Raw genomic sequence first — 16,467 nt, 5'->3', positions numbered from 1 at the left:
GGTCAGGGGGCGCCGCCGTCTTCCGCACCGCTGTCTTCCGCACCGGGGTCTTCCCCCCACGCCCTGATCTCCGGGGGTGACGGGGGCCGCGGGCCGAACGCGCGGACGACGTGCAGCACACCGTCGGCGATCGACACGGCGCCCAGGACGACCGCGGCCGAGGCGGCGATCACGGCCGCCGGTGGCCGCATCCCCATCTCCCCGGCCCGCAACCCCCACCAGAACGCCGCAGACCCGAACGCCAGCCAGTAGGCGGCCCCGGCCAGTTCCCTGCGCCGCGAACGGACCGTCGCGAACCGCCCGCCCGGCAGCCACGCGCAGTACGCGACGTGCGCCGCCACGGCGGGCCACAGCCACCCGGTCACGCCTCCCGCGGCCAGAAGGAGGGAACCGGCCAGGTACGGCAGGCCCGCCAGGCAGACGAGAAGGCGGGGGCGCCGGGAGGAGCGCTCCTCCCGGTGCCCCCGGTTCGCGCGGCTCAGAAGATCCGCCGCCATCTGCGATAGACGCGGTAGCCGTACCTCACGCCGCGGAAGACGCCGTACGAGGTGCCCCATCCGGCGCCGGAGATGCCGCCGAGCGCGGCTCCGCGCCAGAAGTAGTTGTGGCAGTTGCGCCAGGCACGCCGGTAGGCGCAGTACCCCACGCCCGAGGCGCCGCCGATGTAGCCCCCGCGGCTCGTCCAGACCCGCCCGTGGTGGGCGGTCCTGTAGGCGAATCGCCAGCCGCGGCGGCCCCAGCGCTTGCCCCAGCGCGCCACCCGGGGAGCGGCCCACCTCGCGCCGCTCCAGATCGCCCGGCCGGCCCGGGCGCAGAAGCGGATGCAGGCCTGGACGCCGAGGCGGACCAGGAAGGCCCACTTCCCGTCGAGGTCCGTGCAGTTGACCGGGTCGCCCATGCAGTACTCGTACGCGTTGGCGCTGCCGCCCTCGACCGGGTCGAGCTGGAGGAACCGGCCGAGCGACGGATCGTAGAGCCGCACGCCCATGAGCATCACGCCGTCCAGGGTTTCGGCCGACCGCTGCTTGCCGCCCAGCCAGCCGTACCGCTGGGGCCGCGAGCGCGACACGCCGAACTCGTCGGCGTCGAGCACCGTGGCCTCGCCCGTGCCGAGCGTGAGCTCGGTCCCGACGTCGCCGTGCAGGGTGGTGAGCTGGAGCCGGACGTCACCGGTCTTCGAGGTGGTCGCCACGAGGTCGCCGTCGGCACCCGAGACGTTCCTCGTGACGTCCCCGGTCGAGACGTTCTCGACGATCCAGTCGGGCGAGTCGCTCTCGGAGCCGTAGTGGTTGACCTTGGTCCAGGACGGGCTCCACGTGCCGCCCGACTCGGTCTCGGCCGTGAAGGACCTGATCCGGCCGGCCGCGTCCAGCGACCAGGTCATCCGGTCGGACCCGATCGTCTGGCGGCGCACCAGGTCGTCGACGTGATACTCCAGTGTCCGGCCGCCGGGCAGCGACGTGGTCCGGCCGAGCGCGTCGTAGGCGTACCCGTCGCCCACCAGCCGATCGCCGGAGTCGTAGCCGTACGAGGTGATCGCCGCCGCCGGGTCGTCGGCCCGCGGGCACTCCGTCTCACCGGTCTGCACGGCGAGCCGGGTGCGGTTCGAGTTCTCGTCGTAGGTGTACCGGCGGAGCGTGCACTGTTCGCCCGCGGTGTCGCGCACCGACGTCAGGCGGCCCGCCTTGTCGTACCCGTACACCTGGGACGCACCCGAGTCGCTGCGCGCGTGGGTGAGCCACTGACCGTGCACGGACTCCGACACCTGCTCGCTGAGCAGCGGCTCGGCCGCGCCGTCCCGGGTGAAGATCCGGGAGGTGTCCGCGCCGGTCTCGTCGCCCTCGGCCACCAGGTGAACGCCGCCGGGCAGGTCGCCCCCGGTCATCTCACCGTCCGCGTCGTACCTGGCGGTGAACGTCCCGGCCACGGAGTCGGTGAGGGAGGTGACCAGCCCTCGCGGCTCCTGCTGGTGGTCGTAGGCGTAGACCGTGGTGGACGGCGCGGAGTCGGCGACCTTGACCTTCCTGCCGAGCAGGTCGTACTCGGTCCTGGTCACCCCGCCGTCCGCGTCGGTGTAGGAGATCGTCCTGCCGAGCTTGTCGTAGGCCGTGACGACCCGCTCGATCACCTTGCCCGCGGCGTCGATCCGCTGGTTCTCGAGCACGGCGCCCGTCGCGGGGTCGTAGTAGACGTTGGCGGCGGGCAGCGGCTCGCCGATCCCCCCGCTGGTCCACGTCGTGACCGGGCGTCCGGCCGTGTCGTAGTTGGTGGTGGTGGTCCGGGTCGTGCCGTTCGCGGACTCCGTGACCGTGACGACGTCGCCGAACCGGTTGTACGTCGTGGTCTTCACCGGCAGCTGGGACGGGTTCGGCCCGCCGCCCGTGATCGCTCCGGCCGGCGCCTTGCGGCAGACGAGCCCGGCCCATTCCGGACGGCCGGCGCAGTCTCCCGAGCCGGTGGCCGAGTAGTACGTCGTCACCGTGGTCCCCGCGTCGGAGCCCTTGGGAAGGGTCGACCTGATCTCCCTGCCCTGGTCGTCGTACTGCGTGGTCTTGGTGATGGCGAGGCCGCCCGGGTCCTGGACGGTCTTGACCGCCTGGCCGAGCTTCCAGTCGTACTCGGTCGCGGTGACCCGCACGTCGGCGTCGGGCCCCTGCCTGCCGAGGATCGAAGCGCCGGCCGCCGCCTTGGTCACGAGGTTCCTGGTCGGCGCGTCGGCGGGCCGGCCCTCGTCGTAGGTGTTGACAGTGTGGGCGCGGGCGACGGCCTGGGAGCCCGCGGGCAGGTCGGGCAGACCGGCCACGGCGGGGGCCGCCGCCTGCAGGGTCACCGTGTGAACGGGACCGAGCTTCTCCAGCTCACGCTGGCCCTCGTCGTCGTAGATCGTCCGCGACGACAGCAACTCGGCGCGCTCGGCGGTGCCGAGGCCGGTCAGGCCAAGCTCGGCGAGCCGATCGGCCGAGCCCCGGCCGAGCGCCAGCTCCCGGTTGGCGGCCGTGAGCTCGCGCACGACGTTGCCGAACTTGTCGTGTTCCCGCGTGGTCAGGTGCCCGCCGGGCGTGAGGCCGTTCACCTCGCGGCCGTTCGCGTCCAGGTAGGTCACGCTCGCCCGGGTCCAGGACGCCTGCGCTCCCGTGCCGGAGCCCGGCCGCTGGTCGGCGGGGAACACTGCGGTCGCGTCGGTCGGGTTGTCCCGCTGGCCCCACGCCGCCGTGTGCTGCGGCCGCATGTCGGCGGGGCCGCCGCCCGCCTTGTCGAGCGGCACGTCGTAGACGATCGTGGTGCGGGCCTCGCCCTCCACCTGGTCGGCCGTGCCCTGCTTGAGCGCCGGACGGGACACCGAGAGCAGCCGGCCGTCGTTGCCGTCGGCCGGGTCGCCGGCCTTGCCGTACTGGAAGGTCCACGGCAGCGTCCCCGGCGGGGTGAGCGAGGTGACGCGGCCCGCGGCGTCGTAGGCGTAGGCCGTCTTCAGCGCGGGGGCGACCCGCGGGTCCCAGGCCTCGCGAAGCCGTCCCGAGGCGTCGTAGGCGTACTGTGCCAGCGCGACCGGCGTGCCCATCGTCGCCTGCCCGGCCGACGCGCCCGGCGTGGCGCCGTGGAACAGCACCTTGCTCACCCGGCCCGCGTAGTCGCCGAGCGACGACCCCGTCGCGGTCGTCGTGGTCGCGTAGACCAGCTCAAGCACACGGCAGCCCACCTTGGGCGCGGGCAGCGCGCAGTCGGCCGCGAGATCGGCCATCGCGGGCGTCGGCGCGACGATCGCCTTCAGGCGGGTGGCACCGGCCGACGTCTCGTAGACGTAGCGGGTGACGTTCTGCTCGCCCGGCGGCGTCGTGGTGGCCACCAGGTGGACGGCCGAGCCCGACGGCTTGGTGAACGTGGTGACCACCCCGTCGGAGTCCTTCAGCGTGTAGGCGCCGGACGCCGGGCCGGTGAGCGTGAGCTCCTCCGCGCCCTCCTCCGGCTTCCATCCGCTTCCCGACTTCACGAACTGGATGGGTGTCCCGTCCACGAGAGTCAGCTCGGCCGACGTCGCGGAGGTCTCGCGGAGCGTCGCGTAGTCGGTCTCCGCCACCTCGGACACGCCGCCCGCCGACCATTCGGGGCCGAAGGGCGAGGTCTGCCCGGTGACGCGGGTGCCGAGGAGCGGGTCCCGGGAGGACGCGGTGCGCGAGAGCGAAAGACCGAACTCCGACGCCTCGGTGACCTCCAGGCGGAAGTCGCCGGTCAGCAGGTTCACGACGCCGGGGCCGATCTCCTCGGTCGCGGCGCCGGTGGCCTGCCTGTCGGCGACCACGTCGGCCGCCGCGGTCGTCGCCGAGCCGCCCGATCCGTTGGCGAACACGGCACGCACCTGGACGGCGGCGTCCCCGCCGAGCTGGTCGACCACGTTCCAGGTGAGGCCGGACACCTTGGCGGAGCCGTTCGCCACGGTCGCCGTCACCGGCCAGGCCGTGAGCGTCCTGCCATCGGCGCCTGCCACGGCGGCGGCGGGGATGTCGGCCCAGGCGTCGGTATCGGCCCTGCGCCATTGGAAGGTCACCCGGTCGAACTCTCCGCGGCCCGCGGCGGAGAGTTCCACGCGGCGGGCCGTGCGCTGCCCGTCGGTGGGCGAGACGACCGTTCCCGCGCCCACGTTGAACTCGTGACTCACGGTGGGAGAGGCGTTGCCCGCCTTGTCTACCGTGTAGAAGCTCAGCGTGTGCGTCCCCGAGGTCGCCGGCGTCACCGAGACGGTCTTCGCGGCGCCGGGGGTGAGCACCCTGGTCTCGGCTCCGTCGTCGAGCTTGTAGGCGATCCACCCGGTGTCGCCGTTCGCCGGCTGGATCGTGAACGTGGCGGCCTTGCCCGCGTCGCCGTACCAGCCGCCGTCGTTGGGATGGGAGGTGCCGGTGATGGACGGGGCGGGCGGCTTGGTGGTGTCCACGGTGAACGTGTAGGTCTGGTACGACTTGGAGGTGAGCGAGCCGTCGTTCGACCACGCACGGACGGAGTAGGTCCTGCCGTTCACGAGCTTGCCCGACGGCGGCGCGGAGGTCGACGAGAAGCCGCCGCTGGCGACGTAGCCACCGTAGACGTCGTTGACGAGCAGCGTGCTGCCGTCATAGACGTCGAACAGGCCGCGGACGTTGCCGCCGTCGGGATCGCCGACGTGCGCCCTGAGCTGGGGCGTGGTGGTGTTCGTCCAATGGGTCGTGACGCCGCCGTCGGTGTAGTCGCTGTACGGCGAGATCCAGGCCGACACCGGCGTGGTCGGGTAGGAGTTGTACGTGACCGAGATGTACGGCACGTGCGACGAGGCGTTGCCGGAGTTGAACCGCTTCCAGGCGTAGGGGTCGGACTCGTCCGTGGCCCGCAGCCCCATACCGGACTCCGACCAGCCGTTGTCGGCCCAGTACTGCGCCAACGAGGTGACGTTGGCGTTTACCCAGCCGTCGGCGCAGGACGAGCTGTAGCCCTTGGTCTGGGTGGAGGTCGCGTACTTGGCCGCCATGGTCGGCCCGGGCCACCGCGAGGAGGTGGAGGCGCGGTTGGCGGCCCAGACCTCCCAGCTCCTGGCGGTGCACGACCAGGAGTGGAAGTTCCACAGGTTGAGCGTGGCCGAGAGGATCTTCTTGCCGGCGATGCCGGGGGTCTTCCAGGTGATGAACGACCTGGCGACCTGGCCGCTGCCGTTGTTGCCCAGTTTGAGCTCGGTCGAGCCCGACTGGTCGGTGCCGTAGCCCTCCTGGACGAAGGTGTCGAAGACCTGGCCGAGGTTGACCGAGGGGTCCACGGTGACCGGATAGGCGGTGGCGGGGTCGGCGAGGAAGGCGGGGTCGGGGGTGACGACCAGGTCCTTGCCGTCGAGCGTCATTCGCACCGCGCCCCTGCGCGTGTGCTCCCCTGACGCCTGGTCGACCGTGGCGTCCCACATCACCGGCGCGGGCACGGTGACGGCGGCCTTGCCGTCCTTGCCCGTGAGCTCGATCGCGCCGTCGCCGGTCTGGCGCGCCTTCAGGCCGGGCGCCTTCAGCCGCAGCCGGTAGGACAGCTCGCCGCCGGGTCTGCGGTTGAGGACCAGGAACTGCTCGGCTCCTGTCCGGGTCGCGGTCACCCGCAGGTCGGCTCCGGGCAGCACTCCCGGGTAGGTGACGTCCTGTCCCGACACCTGGGGCGACGGCAGCGCGCCACGCCACTGGAGCGTGACCTGCGCGTCGCCCTCGCCGACGGTGATCAGATCGGTGTCCGCCGCCGCCGACCGCGCCTGTCCCGGCGCTCCGATGCGCAGGCCGCGGGAGTGGGACCTCGGCGCCACCGTCCCGTCCGTCATCTTCACAAGGGAGACGTCGACGGGGGCCCAGCCGTCGCCCTGCCGGGTCCTGACGGGACCGGAGAAGGACTCCATGGTGAGCGAGCCGTCGGGATTGGCGTAGGTGGTGGACGTCTCGGTCCGCAGGGACTCGATCTCGGTCCTGCGGCCCGTGAGCCGCGCCGTGAGCCGGGCCGAGGGCTCGTCGGCGGCGCCGGGCCCGGCGTCGGGGGTCGCGGAAGGGTCGGCGGCCGTCGCGGAGGGGTCGGCGGCGGCCGTGGCGGGGGCGGGGGCGGGGGACGGCGCTGCCGCGATGGTCGCGGCCCGGGCCGGCGCCTCCTCCATGAGGCTCACCGCCATCGTCACCGACAGGGCGGCGGCGACGGCTCGGGCGGGCCCGGCGAAGCCGCGGCGGGCAAGCCGGTCGCGCAGGCGACCGAGGGGGGTGTGACCGTGGGGCAATTCGGTTCTCCGATCTCGTCCGAAGATCAACCGCGGCGATCGTAAACGTTTACGATCAAGCCCCGGAACTATCCGGAAGCGCGATTCACGAAGATTTCATCGGGTATCAACCTCGCCCGGCGCTCGCCGTGCGCCGCCCCGAAAGCGGGGCGCAAGCCCGGTGCAAGGCGGCCGGGGTGACATGGGGCGCACCGGGTCGTTCACCGGCCGCGGCCCCGTAAGCCGACCCCGCAAGCCGGGCATGGCGCGCCGGGCCGTTTACAGGGTGAGCGGGCCGGGACTACCGTCCGTGCAGGAGGCCCGTGATCCCCATGATCCCAATGATCGTCGTCCTCGCCGTCGTGGCCGTCCTCGTCGCGACGCTCGTGTCCGTCTACAACCGCCTCGTACGCGCCCGCAACACCGTCGACAACGCGTGGGCGCAGATCGACGTGCAGCTCAAGCGCCGCTACGACCTGATCCCCAACCTCGTGGAGACCGTCAAGGGCTACGCCGCCCACGAGCGGGCCACGCTGGAGGCCGTCGTCGCGGCGCGCTCCCAGGCCATCGGCGCCCGGGGCCCCGCCGAGCAGGCGGCGGCCGAGAACATGCTGTCCGGCGCGCTGAGGAGCCTGTTCGCGGTGGCCGAGGCCTACCCCGACCTCAAGGCGAGCGCCAACTTCGCGGAGCTCCAGGAGGAGCTGACCGCCACCGAGAACCGGATCGCGTACTCGCGGCAGTACTACAACGACGCCGTCCTGACCTACAACAACGCCATCCAGACGGTGCCGGCCAACATCGTGGCCGGCATGACCGGCTTCACGCCCCGGGAGTACTTCCGGGCGCCCGGCGAGGAGCGCGGCCCCGTGCAGGTCAGGTTCTGAGCATGGCCGCCTGGGTGGCAGCGGCGGTGGCGACCGGCCTGTGGCTGCTGCTCCTGCTCGGCCTCGCCATGGCGACGAGGAACCCGGACGTCGAGCCGGGGCCGGCCACCGGGGAGCTCGCCGGGCAGTCCCCCGCGGTGGTCGACCTGATCACCGGGAACTGGCGGCTGTGCGACGAGGCGGCCTCGGCCACCCTGCTCGACCTGGCCGCCAGGGGCGTCGTGGCCGTCGAGGAGATCGGCCCCGAGCTGTCCCTCGTACGGCTGCGTGGTGAGCCGGGCGACCTGCGGCCGTACGAGCGGCTCGTCTACGACCACGTACGCTCGCTGGCCGTCGACGGCGTGGTGGCGACGGGGGCGCTGGCCGAGGGCTCGCGCGACCTCGGCCGGTGGTGGAGGAGCTTCCGCAAGAAGGTGATCGTCGAGGCGCGGGAGCAGGGCCTGTCCCGGCCGCGCTGGAGCAGGGCGCACGCGCTGCTCCTCGGCGTGGCGGCGGTCGTCCCCGCCGTGGCGATCGGCATCGCGTTCTCCGCCGACGACACCCGCGCGAACCACGACGGCGGGCCCGGCGCGGCGATCGTGTCCTTCGCCCTGCTCGTGGCGTTGATGGGCAGGCTGAACGGGGAGCGCGGCACGGCCGAGGGGGCCGGGGCCGCCGCGCACTGGCTCGGCGTCCGCGAGCACCTTCGGGCGACCGGGCGGTTCGCCGAGCAGCCCGCCGCCTCGGTCACGATCTGGGGCCGCCACCTCGCGTACGCCGCCGCGCTCGGGCTCGCGCCGCGGGCCGTCAGGAGCCTTCCGGTCAGCACCCCGGCCGACGACAACCGGGCCTGGTCCGACTACGGCGGGATGTGGCACGTCGTCGACGTCCGCTACCCCTCACGCCTGCTGTGGGGCCGGCCGCCGGGGCCGACGATCCTGCGGGGCCTCGCGGCCGGCTGGTTCGCCGGGTTCTTCGCCTGGATCCTCCTGGTGGTCGCCGCCGCCTTCGGCGTGTGGCCGGACGGGCTGGTCCTGCCCGCCGCCCTCGCCGTGGGCCTGGCGGTCGCCGGCCTGCCGGTCGTCTACGCGATCTCCGACCTCGGCGGCGCGGCGGCCGTCGAGGGCCAGATCGTCCGGCTGCGCCGCTTCTCCGACGGCGGCAAGGCCGGCGACACCCCCAAATGGACGTACTGGTGCGCGATCGACGAAGGGGGGTCCCGCGAGGTCAGGGCCATGTGCCTGAGCGAGGAGATGTGGCGCCCCCTGCGGGAGGGCGACAAGGTGCGGGCCGTGGCGGGGCGCAGGCTCGGCTGGATCAGGCGGATCGACGTGACCGAGGGCTCCCGCCTGCGGGACGCCGCCTCCTACGACGACACCGGCGAGCACCTGGTGGACGCGCCGGAGAACCTCGGCGAAGTGCGCGTCCTGCCCGGCCTCGCCTCCCGTGGTGCGGCGGACGGCATGCGCCCGGCCGACCTCGTCACCCCCGCCGACCTCAAGCGCGCCCTCGGGATCGACGTCGGGGAGCCCGTGGCGTGCGACGGCCTGCCCGCACCGTCCTGGCTCCGGATCGACTCCTGCCGGTACGAGACCGGCACGGGCGTGACGGTGGACGTCCACACCGCCACCGGCCTGCGCTCCCGCTATCTGATGGTGATCGGGCACACGCTGACCCGGGTTCAGGGCCGGCCGGTCGAGGGGGTCGGCGACGGCGCCATGCTCTACCCCGGCCTGGTGTCCGCGGCCACCCGCCAGGGCACGTTCGCGATCACCGTGTCGTCCCCCCAGGGCCCGCCCCCGCCCGGGCCGCTGATCGAACTCGCCCGTACGGCCGCCGCCCGCCTGGGTCAGTAAGGTCGTCGGGTGCACTCAGCCCGAGACCTGTTGATCGCCCTGACCCGGAGATACTCGTTCGGCGACGTCGGCGCGCTCGCGCCGGCCGTGCTCGGGGAGGGCGGACGATCGGCCCTGGTGGCGTCGGTCTGCGAGTTCGGCCAGCGGCTCCTCACCCTCGACGCCGAGGACTTCCACACCGAGATCGACGCTCAGACGGTGCCCGCCGACCTGCGCAGGCGCGCCCGCGCGTGTCACATGCCGCAGACGCCGAGAGAGCAGCCGCGCGGCGCGCTCGACTCGCTGCGACCGGCGTACGCGCTGCTCCTCGAGGTCGTCGAGGTCCGCTGGCGGCGGCGCGAGCTCAGCCCGATGATCGCGGCCGTGCACATCTGCAGCGAGTATCTCCCCCTGCTGGCCTTCGAGTCCGCGCTCGGGCACGCGGGTGACCCCGCCCGCTGGCCGGAGGGCCTGCGCGCCCCCGGCAGCAGGTTCGGGGTGATGCCCGACAGGGAGTGCGACCACACCAGGGCGGAGCGGTCGGCGGCCGAGCGGACGCTGCGGGTGGCCGTGGAGCCGCCCGCGGGCTGGCGGGCCTACTTCGACCGGCAGCACAGCCAGGTGGCGGGGGCCCTCGCCACCTGCGCGGGCCGGTGCCGCACCCCCTGCCCCGCCCTCGACTGGGTGCCGGACCTCGACGACCTGTCCGCCCGCTGCCGGGTCGCGCTCGCGTTCGCCGAGACCCCGCTCGTACGGCTGCGCCACGCCGCCCCGGTCGGCCACGGATTCGGCGTGCCGTCGCCGGAGGAGGTGCTGGAGGCGTGGGAGCGCAGCCGCGCCGCGCTGGCCAAGCACGAGGCGGCCGCCGCGGTCACCGCCGACGACGGCTTCCCGTTGCCGGGACTGCCCGCCCTGTTCTCCGCCGTGGCGGCGGCGCCGGTGCGGCCGGCCACGCTGCTCGCCGACGTCTCCGCGCACGTCGTCGAGCTGCTGCGGGGGTAGCGGTCACCAGACCGGCGGCCTGCGGTCCCCCCAGAAACCCCCGACCGACGCCTCCACCTGGGACGACAGGGAGATGAGCGTCCCCTCGTCGCCGTACCTGCCCGCCAGCATGACGCCGATGGGCAGGCCGTCGGGCGTCCAGTAGAGGGGAAGGTTCACCGCGGGCTGGCCGCTCACGTTGTAGATGGCCGCGAACGGCGCGAAGCGCATCATCCGCTCGAACGTCTCCTCGGGTGACTCGACGTCCTCGAACCAGCCGACCGGCACGGGCGGCTGGGTGACGGTCGGCGAGAGCACCGCGTCGTAGGCGTCGGTCACGAGCAGCGCGAACCGCGTGGCGAGCTGGAGCGTCGACTGCGCCTGGAGGAACTCGGGGGCCGAGATCGCGTGGCCGCGCTCGCGCAGCCACGCGGTGAGCGGGCGCAGCTTCGGCTCCAGTTCCTCCGCCACCGGATGCATGCAGGAGAAGCTGAACCACATCTTGACGAACTCGGGCACCACGTCCGGGCCGAACGGCGGCGCGATCTCCTCCACCTCGTGGCCGAGCGACTCCAGCACCGCCGAGGCGCTCTCGTACGCCGCGAGCACGTCGGGGTGGACCTCCGCGCCGGGCACGGCGGGCGTGGCGAACCTGGCGATCCGCAGGCGGCCCGGGTCCCGCCCGGCGTAGGCCGAGAACGACCCGAGCGCCGGCGCCGGGGCGTGGTAGAGGTCCCCGGGATTGTTGTGGGCCATGACGTCCAGCAGCGCCGCGGCGTCGGCGACGTTCCTGGCCAGGGGCCCGCTGGTCGACAGCCCCGCGAGGTCGGGCATGATCGGGGCCGCGGAGATCCGGCCGCGGCTGGGCTTGATGCCGTACAGGCCGCAGACGGAGGCGGGGATGCGGATCGAGCCCGCGCCGTCGCTGCCCTGCGCGGCGGGCGCCAGACCGGCCGCGACGGCGGCCCCCGCTCCCCCGCTCGACCCCCCGGCCGACCGGGTGGTGTCCCACGGCGTGCGGGTGGGCTCGTGCAGGTAGGTCTCCGTGTAGCAGGGCATGCCGAACTCGGGGGTGCTGGTCTTGCCCAGCATGATCGTGCCCGCGTCCCGCAGGCGCTCGACCACGCTGTCGTCCGCGGGCGCGACGAACCCCTCGTACGTGGCCGAGCCGAAGTGGACCGGCACGTCCTTGACGAAGTTGAGGTCCTTGATCGGAATCGGCACGCCCAGCAGCGGGGGCAGGTCCTCCGTGTCGCCGGCGGCGAGCCGGGCCTCCTGCTCGCGCGCCTGGGCCAGGGCCCGGTCGGCGGTCACCGTGACGAACGCCCCCAGGCCGGGGTCGAGCCGCTCGATGCGCTCCAGGTAGTGCTCGGTGATTTCGACAGGAGAAACTTCACCCGTACGTACGGCTGCCGCCTGCTCAAGGGCGGTAAGATCGTGAATGTGCGCCACGCTACCGAACGGTAGGCCTCTGGACCGCGGATATCTAGAGAAGATACCCGCACTTCCGCGCAACGAATCGGCTCAAGCAGGCCACAAAAGTATGAACCATCCAACACTAGGCAAGCCGCTGACGGCTCAACTACCGTGAGTGATGTGGATACCGGTCTAGCGCCAGAAGACGGTCACGATACGTCACCCATCTGGGTCGGTGACCAATCGTCGGAGCAGGCGGAACGCCCTTCGGCGCCACCTGAGGCGCCGGCGTCCCCCACGTACGCTCCGGTCCAGCGCACGTCGCTGAGCAGCCTGTGGCAGGACACGCGATACCGCCACCTGCGCCGCCGGGCCGTGATCGCCGTCGTGGCGGGCGTGGTGTTCGGCGTGCTCTTCGGCAGCTGGCGGCTCGGGCTCACCGCGGCCATCCTCGCGTGCGTCGCCGACGCCGTCTACCGGGCGAGGACGGTCTCCTCCATCCCCGCGTGGCGGCGCGCCTCCGCGGCGGAGCGTCAGACGGAGGCCCAGCTCAAGAAGCTGGAGCGGAACGGCTACAAGACGCTGCACGCCAGGGCCATCCCCGGCAGCGAGGCGCAGATCGACCACCTGGTGGTCGGGCCCACCGGCGTGTACGCGGTGGACTCCGAGAAGTGGGACAAGCGGCTGCCCGTACGCGTCCAGTCGCACCGCAAGCTCTTCCACGGCCCGTTCAACCAGAAGCCGCGGCTCGACGAGGCCCGGTGGGAGGCGGCGCAGGCCAGCGACCTGATCAGCAAGGCGCTCGGCCGGGAGATCACCGTGGTGCCGTCCCTGGCCATCTACGGACCGCCGATCCCCTGGCGCATCCTCAACATCCGTGAGGTGGACGTCTTCTCCGGCGGGCTGGTGCGCAAGTGGATCACCAAGCGGGAGAGGTCGCTCACCACGGCGGAGATCGACGCGATCTACCGGGCCGCCGAACGCGTGCTGCCCGCGCGATACCCCGAGTAGAGCGGTACCCCGAGTAGACACGTCCCGATTCGTGGACAGCGGGTCTCGGCAGCCGGGCACTGGTCGTACCATTTGAAGACTCAGTAGTCTCCGGATGGGGGTCCCTCGATGCCCGCTCTCAGGTCCCGCACTGTCACTCACGGCAGGAACATGGCCGGCGCCCGTGCGCTGCTCAGGGCCACGGGCGTAGCGGGCAGCGACCTCGGCAAGCCGATCGTCGCGGTGGCCAACAGCTTCACCCAGTTCGTGCCCGGCCACGTGCACCTGCGCGAGGTCGCCGAGGTGGTGGCCGACGCGGTGCGCGAGGCGGGGGCCGTCCCGCGCGAGTTCAACACGATCGCCGTGGACGACGGCATCGCGATGGGCCACGGCGGCATGCTCTACTCGCTGCCCTCCCGCGAGCTGATCGCCGACGCGGTCGAGTACATGGTCAACGCCCACTGCGCCGACGCGCTGGTCTGCGTGTCCAACTGCGACAAGATCACGCCGGGCATGCTGCTCGCCGCGATGCGGCTGAACATTCCCACGATCTTCGTGTCCGGCGGCCCGATGGAGGCCGGCAAGGTCCCCGGCCGCAAGCTCGACCTGATCGACCCGATGATCGCCTCCGCCGACGCGAGCGTGTCGGACGCCGACCTCCTGGCGATGGAGGAGAACGCCTGCCCGACCTGCGGGTCCTGCAGCGGCATGTTCACGGCCAACTCCATGAACTGCCTCGCCGAGGCGATCGGCCTGGCCCTGCCCGGCAACGGCACCACGCTCGCCACCCACACCGCCCGCAAGGCCCTGTTCGAGGAGGCGGGACGGCGGATCGTCGACCTCACCCGGCGTTACTACGAGGAGGACGACGAGTCGGTCCTGCCGAGGAGCATCGCCACCCGCGAGGCGTTCGAGAACGCCATGGCGCTCGACGTCGCCATGGGCGGATCGACCAACACGATCCTCCACATCCTCGCCGCCGCCCGCGAGGCGGGCGTCGACTTCGGGCTCAAGGAGATCAACGAGGTGTCGTTGCGGGTGCCGTGCCTGTGCAAGGTCGCCCCCGCGACGATGAAGTACCACGTCGAGGACGTGCACCGGGCGGGCGGCATCCCCGGGATCCTCGGCGAGCTGGACCGGGCCGGCCTGCTCCACCGCGACCTGCCGACCGTCCACTCCGCCTCCATCGCGGAGTACATCGCCAAGTGGGACCCCAAGTCGCCCGAGGTCACCGACGAGGCCCTGGAGCTGTGGCACGCGGCGCCCGGGAACGTGCGGACCGTCAAGGCGTACTCGCAGAGCGCCCGCTGGGAGTCGCTCGACCTCGACCGCGCCGAGGGCTGCATCCGCGACCTCGACCACGCGTACACCAAGGACGGCGGCCTCGCCGTGCTGTACGGCAACCTCGCCCTGGACGGCTGTGTGGTCAAGACGGCCGGCGTGGACGAGTCGATCTGGCGTTTCTCCGGCCCGGCGGTCGTGTTCGAGTCCCAGGAGGCCGCCGTCGAGGGCATCCTCGGTGACCGGGTCAAGCCGGGTGACGTGGTCGTCATCCGCTATGAGGGCCCCAAGGGCGGCCCGGGCATGCAGGAGATGCTCTACCCGACGAGCTTCCTGAAGGGCCGGGGCCTGGGCAAGGTGTGCGCGCTCGTCACCGACGGCCGCTTCTCCGGCGGCACGTCGGGCCTGTCCATCGGCCACGCCTCCCCCGAGGCGGCCGAGGGCGGCACGATGGCCCTGGTCGAGGACGGCGACATCATCGAGATCGACATCCCGGGCCGCTCGATCGAGCTCAAGGTGGCCGAGGACGTGCTGGCCGCCCGCCGCGAGCGGCTGCTGGCCGACCTCGGCGGCTACCGGCCGCGCGACCGGCACCGCCCGGTGTCGGCCGCCCTTCAGGCGTACGCCGCGCTGACCACCTCGGCCTCGACCGGCGCGTCCCGCGACCTGACCCAGCTCTCCCGGTAGGTCGTGTGGGGCCGCCTCGCCGGAGGCGGCCCCACGTAGTTCATACCGGTCAGCTGTAGGAAACCGACTGCACGCTGCAGTTTGTCACCCACGGACCGGGATAGACCGGGGCCGTCGTACAGCCCCAGGTGGCGGTCACAGTGGTGGTTCCCGCGGGGATGCTGACGCCGCCCGTGGAGCCGGTGAGGTCGTACGTATGGCCCTCGCTGCACTTGGCGGAGACGCTGACGGCCGTCGTCCCACTGGGCAGCGTCTGCGTGAACTGCCACGCGTGCGTGGCCGGGACCGCGACCATGCTGGTGTAGGGCACCGTCCCCCCTCCGCCGTACGGTGAGGCGCCGACGGCCGGGGCGATGGGGTACCAGTCCCTGGTGTCCCCGAAACTGTTGTAGTTGAGGCAGTCCACCGTGGCCTGCAGCGTGACGGTGTCGGCCAGGGCAGGGCTGGGCGCGAGCGCCAGGCTCAGCACGCCGGCCGTGACGAGCGCCGCACCGAGCGCGAGCACCCGCCGGGCTGATTTCGCAGCAAACATGGGTAGTCCCTTCTCCCGCCTCTGACATCAGCCACAGCGAATGGCACCACCTCCCCCGGACACCGTCAATCACCCGCATTTTCGGCAAACCGGAACATCGCGCCAGCCGTTACGCGAAAATGGCGCCCTGCCGGGGGCCGGAAACCTATTACGGATCGGGCCCCTCGGCCGGAATCGGATATGCAGCGGCGATCGCGAAACCAATGCCGGAGATTCGTCGAAACGTTTCGCAGACCGGGCCCGCCGTGATTAGGGAATGGAGCCCGGCCGGGTGAAAGATTCAGCGCGGGCACGAATACGCGGTCATGCCCGGGCGGCGCCGCCCTCCCGGCGCATCGTCCGACGGGTTTGACGACGGCCGGCGCGGTCACGGCGGCGGCCTGCCCGCAGCCCGGCTACAGCCTGCTGGTGTCGAAACGACAGGACAGTATGCCCGCGCAGACAGGCTTTCCTGTCCTTTGCTTCGAGTGAGCGTTCGGAAAAATGTCAGTCCTCGTCGTTATTGTCGAGGTATGGCCAACGTCATTCGGCACTCGCTGACCGCCGAGGAACTCGCCGCCCTCGCCCTGTCGCTCGCTCACCTCGGTGCCGGCCCGCAGTCGGTCACCGCCCGGCGCGGCCTGCGCCACGCTTTCGAGCACCTCGATCTGGACGACGACGTCATCGCCACGACCCTCACCACCCTGACCACCCCGCTGCCCACCGACGTCGCCCGCCGGGCGCGGGCGGTGGCCAACGCGATCACCGCCCGCCTGGTGATCCGCATCCAGTATCACGACGCCGCCGGCCGGCTGACGGTCCGCGACGTCGAGCCGGTGACCTGCCTGGTCCACGGCGAGTTCTGGTATCTGGTCGGTTGGTGCCGCATGCGCCGGTCGATCAGGGCCTTCCGCTTCGACCGCATCCTGGCGGTCGAGCCGACCGATCTGCCGGCCCGCGCCCACCTGCCGCAGCGCTACCTGCCGTTCCAGCGACGCTCACGGACCAGGCGCCCGTCCGCGGCCTGACCAGCGCCGATTCCGCACCGATTCCGGCCGGTGTCCGCCCCCGGGCGGACACCGGCCGGACGGGTCCGAAGGCAGGGTGGGGTGGACACCCGCGGCGGCCCCCGGGCCCCACCCGCAGGTCCGGCGGGCAACACACCCCGCG

General features: G+C 72.5%; 10 protein-coding genes. 6 read left to right on the top strand and 4 right to left on the bottom strand.

All coding sequences use genetic code 11. The features are described 5' to 3' along the window. Nucleotides 1-2 precede the first annotated feature (2 nt). Both ABZ857_RS40845 and ABZ857_RS40840 read right to left on the bottom strand, forming a co-directional pair. Nucleotides 3-497: a hypothetical protein gene (locus tag ABZ857_RS40845; RefSeq protein WP_357055202.1), complete on the bottom strand. Its 495-nt coding sequence runs from the start codon at nucleotides 495-497 to the stop codon at nucleotides 3-5. After that, the gene (locus ABZ857_RS40840; protein WP_357055199.1) at nucleotides 479-6,754 is read right to left on the bottom strand and encodes a DNRLRE domain-containing protein; all 6,276 of its coding nucleotides are present in this window, start codon (nucleotides 6,752-6,754) and stop codon (nucleotides 479-481) included. The genes ABZ857_RS40845 and ABZ857_RS40840 overlap by 19 nt, the downstream gene beginning before the upstream one ends. A gap of 311 nt (nucleotides 6,755-7,065) precedes the next feature. Here ABZ857_RS40840 and ABZ857_RS40835 point away from each other — a divergent pair, with 311 nt between their 5' ends. From ABZ857_RS40835 to ABZ857_RS40825, 3 genes are read left to right on the top strand one after another with little or no spacing between them, the layout of a single operon-like run. Next, entirely contained in the window at nucleotides 7,066-7,617 is a 552-nt protein-coding gene (locus ABZ857_RS40835; RefSeq protein ID WP_357055196.1) for a LemA family protein, read from the top strand. Nucleotides 7,618-7,619: 2 nt separating this feature from the next. After that, nucleotides 7,620-9,452 carry a hypothetical protein gene (locus tag ABZ857_RS40830; RefSeq protein ID WP_357055193.1) on the top strand — a complete coding sequence of 611 codons (1,833 nt, stop codon included), beginning with the start codon at nucleotides 7,620-7,622 and terminating at the stop codon, nucleotides 9,450-9,452. 9 nt (nucleotides 9,453-9,461) lie between these two features. Beyond that, on the top strand, nucleotides 9,462-10,433 hold the full coding sequence (locus ABZ857_RS40825) for a hypothetical protein (RefSeq protein ID WP_357055190.1): 972 nt from the start codon (nucleotides 9,462-9,464) through the stop codon (nucleotides 10,431-10,433). A 3-nt stretch (nucleotides 10,434-10,436) separates the two neighbouring features. On the opposite strand, the gene ABZ857_RS40820 is transcribed toward ABZ857_RS40825, so the two are convergent. Further along, on the bottom strand, nucleotides 10,437-11,864 hold the full coding sequence (locus tag ABZ857_RS40820; protein WP_357055187.1) for an amidase: 1,428 nt from the start codon (nucleotides 11,862-11,864) through the stop codon (nucleotides 10,437-10,439). Between the two features lie 339 nt (nucleotides 11,865-12,203). Here ABZ857_RS40820 and ABZ857_RS40815 point away from each other — a divergent pair, with 339 nt between their 5' ends. Next, nucleotides 12,204-12,839 carry a nuclease-related domain-containing protein gene (locus ABZ857_RS40815; RefSeq protein ID WP_357055184.1) on the top strand — a complete coding sequence of 212 codons (636 nt, stop codon included), beginning with the start codon at nucleotides 12,204-12,206 and terminating at the stop codon, nucleotides 12,837-12,839. Between the two features lie 108 nt (nucleotides 12,840-12,947). Then, the gene (ilvD, locus tag ABZ857_RS40810) at nucleotides 12,948-14,786 is read left to right on the top strand and encodes a dihydroxy-acid dehydratase (protein ID WP_357055183.1); all 1,839 of its coding nucleotides are present in this window, start codon (nucleotides 12,948-12,950) and stop codon (nucleotides 14,784-14,786) included. Nucleotides 14,787-14,835: 49 nt separating this feature from the next. On the opposite strand, the gene ABZ857_RS40805 is transcribed toward ilvD, so the two are convergent. Continuing rightward, the gene (locus ABZ857_RS40805; RefSeq protein ID WP_357055180.1) at nucleotides 14,836-15,318 is read right to left on the bottom strand and encodes a hypothetical protein; all 483 of its coding nucleotides are present in this window, start codon (nucleotides 15,316-15,318) and stop codon (nucleotides 14,836-14,838) included. 512 nt (nucleotides 15,319-15,830) lie between these two features. Here ABZ857_RS40805 and ABZ857_RS40800 point away from each other — a divergent pair. Beyond that, nucleotides 15,831-16,325, top strand: a complete 495-nt coding sequence (locus ABZ857_RS40800; protein WP_357055177.1) for a WYL domain-containing protein — start codon at nucleotides 15,831-15,833, stop codon at nucleotides 16,323-16,325. Nucleotides 16,326-16,467: the final 142 nt, after the last annotated feature.

The sequence above is a fragment of the Microbispora sp. NPDC046933 genome, from assembly GCF_040644635.1.
Taxonomy (GTDB): domain Bacteria; phylum Actinomycetota; class Actinomycetes; order Streptosporangiales; family Streptosporangiaceae; genus Microbispora.
This window is presented reverse-complemented; position numbering and strand designations above follow the sequence as displayed.

Excerpts from the sequence above, each read along its gene's own strand:
- ABZ857_RS40845 (WP_357055202.1), bottom strand. The coding sequence starts at position 497 with ATGGCGGCGGATCTTCTGAGCCGCGCGAACCGGGGGCACCGGGAGGAG.
- ABZ857_RS40835 (WP_357055196.1), top strand. The coding sequence starts at position 7,066 with ATGATCCCAATGATCGTCGTCCTCGCCGTCGTGGCCGTCCTCGTCGCG.
- ABZ857_RS40830 (WP_357055193.1), top strand. The coding sequence starts at position 7,620 with ATGGCCGCCTGGGTGGCAGCGGCGGTGGCGACCGGCCTGTGGCTGCTG.
- ilvD (WP_357055183.1), top strand. The coding sequence starts at position 12,948 with ATGCCCGCTCTCAGGTCCCGCACTGTCACTCACGGCAGGAACATGGCC.
- ABZ857_RS40805 (WP_357055180.1), bottom strand. The coding sequence starts at position 15,318 with ATGTTTGCTGCGAAATCAGCCCGGCGGGTGCTCGCGCTCGGTGCGGCG.
- ABZ857_RS40800 (WP_357055177.1), top strand. The coding sequence starts at position 15,831 with ATGGCCAACGTCATTCGGCACTCGCTGACCGCCGAGGAACTCGCCGCC.